This window comes from Williamsia sp., from assembly GCF_036566845.1.
Classification (GTDB): domain Bacteria; phylum Actinomycetota; class Actinomycetes; order Mycobacteriales; family Mycobacteriaceae; genus Williamsia.
In genome coordinates, this window is sequence record NZ_DATCVM010000223.1 from 1 (window position 1) to 7,880 (window position 7,880).

Sequence of the window (7,880 nt, forward strand, 5' to 3'; positions counted from 1 at the left end):
CGATCAGCCGGAGCTTCGAGATCAAGGCGTTCAAATCGGGCGCGGCGCGGATGTCCATCGACGCACAGGTCCCGATCCTTCCGGTCATCGTCTGGGGTTCACAGCGCATCGCGACCAAGGGCGGACCCCGCAATCTGGGACGCACCAAGACCCCGGTCTTCGTCGCGTTCGGCGACCCGATCCCGCCCCCGCCGGCCGACACCGTGACAACTGATGCGCTGGTCGGCGAGCTGAAGCGGACGATGCAGCGCATGCTGCTCGAGGTCCAGGAGCGGTACGCCGACCAGCCCGCGGGGGCCTATTGGGTGCCGGCGCGATTGGGTGGCGGTGCCCCGACGCTGGAGGAGGCCGATGCCATGGACGTGGCCGACGCTGCCGCTCGAGCGGCGAAAAGGCAAGATGGGTGAAATGCCCCACCCGGAGTTCACAGGCCCGCCCACACTGATCGCCAGCGACGTCGACGGCACGCTCATCGACGACAACAATGTGGTACCCGAACTGGTACGCACGATGATCAACAAGGCCACCTCGGCCGGTGCCACCTTCGTGATCGCCACGGGACGTCCGCCGCGCTGGATCGCCGAGATCACCGACCAGATCGACATCGAACCGTATGCGGTGTGCGCCAACGGCGCGATCGTCTACGACGTCGCGACCGACCGGATCCTGCATTCGGAAACGCTGCGGGCGCCCGTGCTGGAGAAGCTGGCCGAGTTCGCGTATCAGCAGATCCCGGGTTGCGGCCTCGCCGTCGAGCGGGTCGGGAAGAGCGCACACGACGCCGCGACGCCGCCGTTTGTTGCCACATCGGGCTACAAGCACGCCTGGCTCAACCCCGACCACATCGAGATGAGTGAAGCCGACGTGTTGTCGCAGGATGCGGTGAAGATGCTGGTGCGCCGCCCGGAGATGACCAGCGACGAGATGGCCCGCCGGATGGCCGCGGTGGTCGGTGATCTTGCCGACGTCACCTACTCCACCGACAACGGGCTGATCGAACTGGCGGCCCCCGGTGTCAGCAAGGCCAGTGGCCTCCAGGTGCTGGCACGGCTTCGTGACCTGCCGGTCGATGCGTCGATCGCGTTCGGTGACATGCCCAACGACATCGAGATGCTGCGTTGGGTGACAAGGGGTTTCGCGATGGCCGACGGACATCAGGCGGCCATCGATGCGGCCGACGAGATCGCCCCGGACAACAACGCCGGAGGCGTGGGCCAGGTGCTCACTCGCTGGTTCTGAACCCCACCCCGAATTCGCTCCGCGTACCGACGTCCGCTCCTGTCGCAACAGGAGCGTGTGCAGGCACACGGAGCGAATTTTTGGGGGTAGCGGCGGGTCAGGCGGGCGGTGCGGTGGTCGGCAACTCGGTGGTCGCCGGCGCCGGTGTGCCGCGCTGCTCGTTGTAGCTGTTGGTGTACTCGTCCACGTAGGTCCTCAGAACCTCGACGATGCCGGTGAGCAGGTTGAAGACAAGCGTTCCACCCTGGAACGACTGACTGATGCCCGCCTGTCCGCTGGTCTCACCGGACGTCGGCAAGCCGAGTGATCCGGTCTCGAATCCCAATGCTGCCCAAGCCTTCTGGATGGCGCCCTTGACGATCTGTGCTCCGGTGGCCTCGGACCAGTAGATCTTGCCGTTCTCGAAGTCGACGTACTTGGCGGTGCCGTCGGGTGTGGTCTGCTCGGTGGACGTCGCATTGCCGAGCTCTCCGGTTGGCCCGCCGGTCGCCTGCCACTGCTGGGCGATGGCGCCGGTGTCGGTGGTGGAGAGAACCTCCGGATTCGCCGTCGGCAACTGACCGCTACCGGCCGCGATCGCGCGGATCTGTGGCAGCGCGTCGTAGCCGAACTGACCGGGGCAGTCGGTGCTGTAGAAGTCGCGGTGACCGCTGATCATCGGCACGGTGGCAGTCTCACCCGCGGCGTACAGACCGCCCGGGAAACCGACCGAGGTGACAGACCCCTGGCCGTTCGGGTCGAGCCCGTTCAGCCTCAGCTTCCAGCCGAGGAAGCTCCCGGCCGCGTTGATCATCTCGGGTGTGGGCTGGACCTCGTTGAGGTTGCCCATCAGCGCCAGGCCCATCGTGTCCTGGTTGAACCCGCCGGTATGGGTGGCCTGGACATTCTTGTCGAGACCGCCGGCCGTGCCTTCGAAGATCTGTCCGTACTTGTCGACGAGCACGTTGTATCCGATGTCGCACCAGCCGAGTGTTTGTGCGTGGTAGGCGTAGATGCCGCGCACTATCTCGCCGGATTGCTCGGGGGTGTAGTCGTTGTTACCCGCCGTGTGGTGGACGATCGATTCCTTGAGTGCCGGATCGTAGGTCGGCTCGGAGCAGCGCATCGACTCGTCGGCACCCCATTGGGCGCGCGAGATCACCTGTGGGTCACCGGCAGGGACCGGTATCGCCGGGGCGATGGGCACAGCGTTCTCGGCCGGGGCCTGGCCCTCGGGCTGGGTCGATCCGGGTGAGATCAGAGCTGCACTGATCGACGACATCGCCTGCTGCAGCAGATCCTGCGCGGGCGCACCGGTGGTGGTCAGCATCGGCTGCTCCTTCGGCGTGAACACGCGGGGCGCGATCTCGCCGGGAGCGACCGTCGACGTCGGGATCGACGTATCGGTGCGCTGCGGAACCGGGGGAGTGGTGAACGAAGAGGTCGCCGACGGTGATGTCGTTGAGGAAGGGGTTCCGGACGCCGAGGTGTCCGACGACTGGGCGGCGGGATCTTCGGTTCCGGCACCCGGCGCTGCGACGCCGTCGTTGGTGATCGCGATCTGGACCACGTTGGCATCGCCGACCCACACCGGTTCGGTGCCCTGCTTGTCCGGGTCCTTGTTGCTGACGCCGTCCACCTTGTCGGCGGAAATCCAAGGGCCCCACGACCCGTCGGCCTGCTTGGCACGGATGTACGCGGTGGTCTCGGCAACTCCGTCCCAGGTCAGCCCGACCATCGAGAACGGCTTGTCCTGGCTGACCTCTTTGACCAATGCGCCCTGAGGTGTCCCGGGATCGGCGGGTGCGTCACCGGGCGGTGTGCTGGTGGACGTGGTGCCGCTCGGAGATGTCGTGCCGGAAGGCGTGGTGCCGGACGGTGCGACGGAATCCGGTGCGGTGGTCGAAGGCAGTAGCTCGGTGGGGATCACGCCACTGGGGATCTGGAGCGGTATGTCGGGCAACTCGATACCGGAGATGTCGATCGGCGGGAGCGTCACACCCACATCTGCCAGGCCCGACTTGACCAGGTTGAGAACCAGCGTCGGGACATCGTTCAGGCTGACCTGGTTGATGGTGGTCGGCGTGACCGACTGGGCGACGGGAGCGTCCGTGGGATCGACGGCGAAGTTGGGCGCACTTCCTCCGACCAGGATGGCGACCGGGCTGGCGACGACAACGGCCGCGACCGTGCCCAGGACGATCGACGGTTTGGGGCGGCGATAGCGCACGTAGGTCTCCTTGATTGGTCGAACTGGTCGGGCTGGTCGTCACCGACGCGAGCAGGCACGCCAAGGGAGGCGTCCTGCACAACGTCGACTTCCCCATCGACTTTGTTAGACCGGCAAATCGTGTCTTTTGTATGGCGTGAAGTCCACGACCCGACTCGGCGTGGCGTGAAACTCGTGATGCTGTTGTTATGTCCTGTGACTTTTGTGGTCACCGATTAGCAACTACTGTCACTCTAGTCCCACTAGTCACAGTGTGCGCTGATGCGTGCTCGTGGCAGCCGAGGTGGGCGGAACTCTGCGAAGGGACCTCCATGCCGCGTATTCCAGGCATGTACACCACTCGACCCATCGGGGGCCGAGCTGCGTACGGTGCTCGGCTGCGGCGACCGGCTGTGGCTGGGGTAGCCCTGCTGGTGGCCGTCGGAGCCGCGGGATGGGCGATCCCACGGGCGGTCGAAGCAGATGTTTCGCTTGCGGTCGGCAGCGAGGTGACGCTGATCGGGCACGGCAACGGGCACGGTCGCGGCATGGGCCAGTGGGGCGCGTTTGGTTACTCCAAACAGGGTTGGACCTCGACTCAGATCTTGAGTCACTACTACGGTGGCACCACCGCGGGGAAGGTGGACAACGTCGACGTCTCGGTAATTCTCACAGGCGAGTCGTCGGTCAATGTCTTCGCGGACGCCGGAATGAGGGTTGGTGATGTGGCGGTGGCACCCGGGCAGGCCGTGAGTCTGTCGGGTTCCACCGCCACCATCACCGCCGGCTGCGGGGGCGGGGTTGTCCAATCCGTCGAACTGCCGCGGCCGCTTGTCTCGCCGATCACTCCGGGACCGGGCCGCCCGGACCCCGAACTGCTCAAGATGTGCGGTTCGAACCAGACTTTCCGCGGCTCGCTGGGATTCGACGGCGGCCGCGTCATCAATGTGGTGCCTCTCGACGACTACGTCAAAGGTGTGGTGCCCAAGGAGAGCATCGTGACCTGGGCCGACGAGGGTGGCGCCGAGGCCCTCAAAGCCCAGGCCGTTGCGGCACGTACATACGCACTGGCATCGATGGACATCAGCAAGCCCATCGATGACACCCAGAACTCGCAGGTCTACGGCGGATACGACGCCGAGGACCCCCGCTCCAACATCGCCGTCGACGCGACGGCCGGCGAAATCCTGCTGAAAGATGGAAAACCGGCGTTCACCGAGTTCTCCTCGTCCACCGGCGGTGCCACGGACGGCCGCGACTATCCGGCCGTGATCGACGAGGGTGACGCGATCTCGCCGCACCACGAATGGACCGCTTCGGTGAGTTCATCGAGCATCGCCGCCGAGTTCGGAGTCGGTTCGCTGACCGGGTTCGAGGTGGTCGAGGCCTACGGCATGGGCGCCGAGAACGGTCGCGCCGCCACTGTCCGGATCAGCGGAACCGGCGGTAGCGTCGATGTTCCCGCGCAGGAGGTCCGCACCAGGCTGCAGCTGAAGTCGTCGTTCTTCTCGGTTCAGGGGCAACAGAATCCGCCGGCGATCATCGCACCCCCGTCGGGTGTGGCCGCCGGCCCGGCTGCACCCGACGCGATTGCCATCCCGGGTCTTCCGGACGTACCCGGTACTCCGGACGGTTCCGGTGGCTCCGATGAACTGCTCGGTCAGTTGCTGGCGCTGGCAGAAGCCGCGATCGGGATGAAGTTCACCGAATTGGGCGGCAGTGCGGGACTTCTCGGGAGCGCCATCGGGCCGGTCGTGACCACCGTCACCGGAGCAGGTGCCCTGCAACAGTTCCAGAACGGCACCGTGTTCTTCAGTCCCGAGAGCGGTGCGCACGCGCTGGCCGGCGCCGCCCTGCTCGACTACATCCTCAAAGGTGGCGAGACCGTCCTGGGATTCCCGCTCCAGGATCTCCTCGCCCCCACTCCCGCCGCCTGACTTCCACCCCCTGGGTGAACGGCGAGGGAACACTGCCCTCGCCGACCCTTCAGGGGCATGATCTCGGGGTGAATGCGTGGATACTTGGCGCGTGAACACACCAGGTCCGTCCGGCGCCGGACAACTCCATCGCCGGCTCGGTGTCTTCGACGCGGTGACCATCGGACTCGGATCGATGATCGGCGCCGGCATCTTTGCGGCACTGTCGCCCGCCGCGAACGCGGCCGGTTCCGGATTGCTCATCGGTCTGGCGATCGCCGCGGTGATCGCCTACTGCAACGCGACGTCGTCCGCCCGGCTGGCCGCTCTCTACCCGGTATCCGGCGGGACCTATGTGTACGGCCGCGAACGACTGGGCGAGTTCTGGGGATACCTCGCGGGCTGGGGATTTGTGGTCGGCAAGACCGCATCCTGCGCCGCCATGGCGCTGACCGTCGGACTGTATCTGTGGCCTGACCATGCCCACGCCGTCGCCGTCGCCGCCGTGGTGCTCCTGACCGTTGTCAACTGTCTGGGCGTCACCAAGTCTGCCATGGTCACCCGCCTGATCGTGGGTGTGGTGCTGGCAGTCCTGGCGGCGGTGGTCGTCACCGCGCTGACCTCGGAGGAGTCGCAGGCGGATCGGCTCGACCCCTTCACCGACACCACAGTCACCGGTGTACTCCAGGCCGCCGGGCTGCTGTTCTTCGCGTTTGCCGGATACGCCCGGATCGCGACCTTGGGCGAGGAGGTGCGGGATCCGGCCCGGACCATTCCACGCGCGATCCCGCTGGCACTGGGCATCACCCTGATCGTGTATCTGGTGGTCGCGGTGGCTGTGCTGAGCGTGCTGGGCTCCGACGCGGTGGCCGAGTCGACGGCACCCCTGGTCGACGCGGTGGGTGCGGCCGGAGTCCCCGGGCTCGAACCGGTGGTGCGGGTGGGAGCCGTGGTGGCCGCACTCGGCTCGATGCTCGCAGTGTTGCTCGGAGTTTCCCGGACGACGCTCGCCATGGCCCGCGACCGCCACTTACCGCACCCGCTGGCCGCAGTCCATCGGACAACCGGGGTGCCGTACCGGGCCGAACTGGTGATCGGTTTGGTGGTCGCGATCTTGGCCGCGACCGCGGATCTGCGTGAGGCGATCGGCTTTTCGTCCTTTGCAGTCCTGATCTATTACGCGATCGCCAACGTCTCCGCGGCAACCCTCGGCGACGACGAAGGCCGGCCGCGCAGACTCATCCCCGTGGTGGGGCTGATCGGATGTGTTGTCTTGGCGGTGTCGCTACCGGTCGCGTCGGTGATCGCCGGCGTGGTGGTCCTGGTGTGTGGCGCAGCAATCTATGGAGTACGCCGGATCGCTACTCGCTGATTGCCGCGACTCGTCGCGTTGACGCCCTGGAACAATAGGGTGTTCGGCGAACCACGACAAAGGAGATCGGGCTCATGGGCGACATCGATGCAGCGGCACCGCGTATTTCGTACGTGATCGCGGGTTCCGAGGCCACAGGGGGCGCCGGGCTCCAGGTTGATCTCCGAACCTTCCAGCAACTCGGGGTGTACGGCGTCGGGACCATCACCTGCATCGTGTCGTTCGATCCGAAGGCGGGTTGGGGCCACCGGTTCGTCCCGGTGGATCCGGAGGTCATCGCGGATCAGATCGAAGCCGCCACGAGTGCACACGAGCTCGATGTGGTGAAGATCGGGATGCTCGGCACTCCGGCCACCATCTCGGTTGTCGCCGACGCGTTGGCCCGTCAGACCTGGAGACACATCGTTGTCGATCCGGTGCTGATCTGTAAGGGGCAGGAGCCCGGCGCCGCCCTCGACACCGACAATGATCTGCGTAGCGAGATCCTTCCGCTGGCCACGGTGATCACCCCGAACCTGTTCGAGGCGCGCACCCTGGCCGGTATGGAGAGCATCGAGAAAGTCGACGACCTCAAGGAGGCGGCTCGCCGCATCGCCGCCCTCGGCCCCCGATATGTCGCGGTCAAGGGTGGGATGGAACTGCCGGGCGACGACGCCGTCGACATCGTCTACGACGGAACCGATTTCACAGAGTTCCGGGCACCGAAGATCGGCGAGCAGCGTGTTGCCGGTGCGGGCTGTACGTTCGCGGCAGCGATCACCGCCGAACTCGCGAAGGGTGCGGAGGTACTCGACGCGGTTCGGGTGGCGAAGGAGTTCACCAGAGCGGGGATCGTGCGCTCCATCGCCACAAACGCTCCGCAGCCGTCAATCGGGCTCGCGTGACGGGGCCGCATCGGCTGAGGTCTTCACACCGTTCGATCGACTCATCAACGCCGGCAGCAGAATCCCGAAGAACAGCGCGATACCGACACCGAGAGCGGTCTCGTTGATCCGCTCGAACAGTCGGGACGGTGCGCTGTCGGGGTTGGAGAAGCCCAGCAGCATGATCACGAAGAACGTTGTGAACGTTGGCAGGATATAGAATCTCGAACCCCGGGTGGCCGCCGCCAGCGTGAGCGCCAGTCCGAAGGCGAGGGCGTAAACCACTGTCGGCGGGGAGGGTT

The 7,880-nt window shown here is 66.1% G+C and carries 7 protein-coding genes; 5 read left to right on the top strand and 2 right to left on the bottom strand.

Going from position 1 to position 7,880, the window contains the following annotated elements:
• On the top strand, positions 1-407 hold a 407-nt coding region (locus VIQ49_RS21595), incomplete at its 5' end, for a lysophospholipid acyltransferase family protein (protein ID WP_414731681.1).
• Between the two features lies 1 nt (position 408).
• On the top strand, positions 409-1,239 hold the full coding sequence (locus tag VIQ49_RS21600) for an HAD family hydrolase (protein WP_331888518.1): 831 nt from the start codon (positions 409-411) through the stop codon (positions 1,237-1,239).
• A gap of 97 nt (positions 1,240-1,336) precedes the next feature.
• Here the strand turns inward: VIQ49_RS21600 and VIQ49_RS21605 are convergent, their stop codons facing one another.
• Entirely contained in the window at positions 1,337-3,448 is a 2,112-nt protein-coding gene (locus VIQ49_RS21605; RefSeq protein WP_331888508.1) for an N-acetylmuramoyl-L-alanine amidase, read from the bottom strand.
• A gap of 311 nt (positions 3,449-3,759) precedes the next feature.
• Between VIQ49_RS21605 and VIQ49_RS21610 the strand changes: the two genes are divergently transcribed.
• From VIQ49_RS21610 to thiD, 3 genes are all read left to right on the top strand, one after another.
• A complete protein-coding gene (locus VIQ49_RS21610) occupies positions 3,760-5,364 on the top strand; it encodes a SpoIID/LytB domain-containing protein (protein ID WP_414731682.1) in 1,605 nt (534 codons plus the stop codon).
• 91 nt (positions 5,365-5,455) lie between these two features.
• A complete protein-coding gene (locus VIQ49_RS21615; protein ID WP_331888512.1) occupies positions 5,456-6,715 on the top strand; it encodes an APC family permease in 1,260 nt (419 codons plus the stop codon).
• A gap of 74 nt (positions 6,716-6,789) precedes the next feature.
• Entirely contained in the window at positions 6,790-7,599 is an 810-nt protein-coding gene (gene thiD, locus VIQ49_RS21620) for a bifunctional hydroxymethylpyrimidine kinase/phosphomethylpyrimidine kinase (protein WP_331888514.1), read from the top strand.
• Here the strand turns inward: thiD and VIQ49_RS21625 are convergent.
• On the bottom strand, positions 7,582-7,880 hold a 299-nt coding region (locus VIQ49_RS21625; protein ID WP_331888516.1), incomplete at its 5' end, for an FUSC family protein. The genes thiD and VIQ49_RS21625 overlap by 18 nt on opposite strands.

What these genes read in the sequence shown, in the direction of transcription:
- VIQ49_RS21600 (WP_331888518.1), top strand. Translation starts at nt 409, where the DNA reads ATGCCCCACCCGGAGTTCACAGGCCCGCCCACACTGATCGCCAGCGAC.
- VIQ49_RS21610 (WP_414731682.1), top strand. Translation starts at nt 3,760, where the DNA reads ATGCCGCGTATTCCAGGCATGTACACCACTCGACCCATCGGGGGCCGA.
- thiD (WP_331888514.1), top strand. Translation starts at nt 6,790, where the DNA reads ATGGGCGACATCGATGCAGCGGCACCGCGTATTTCGTACGTGATCGCG.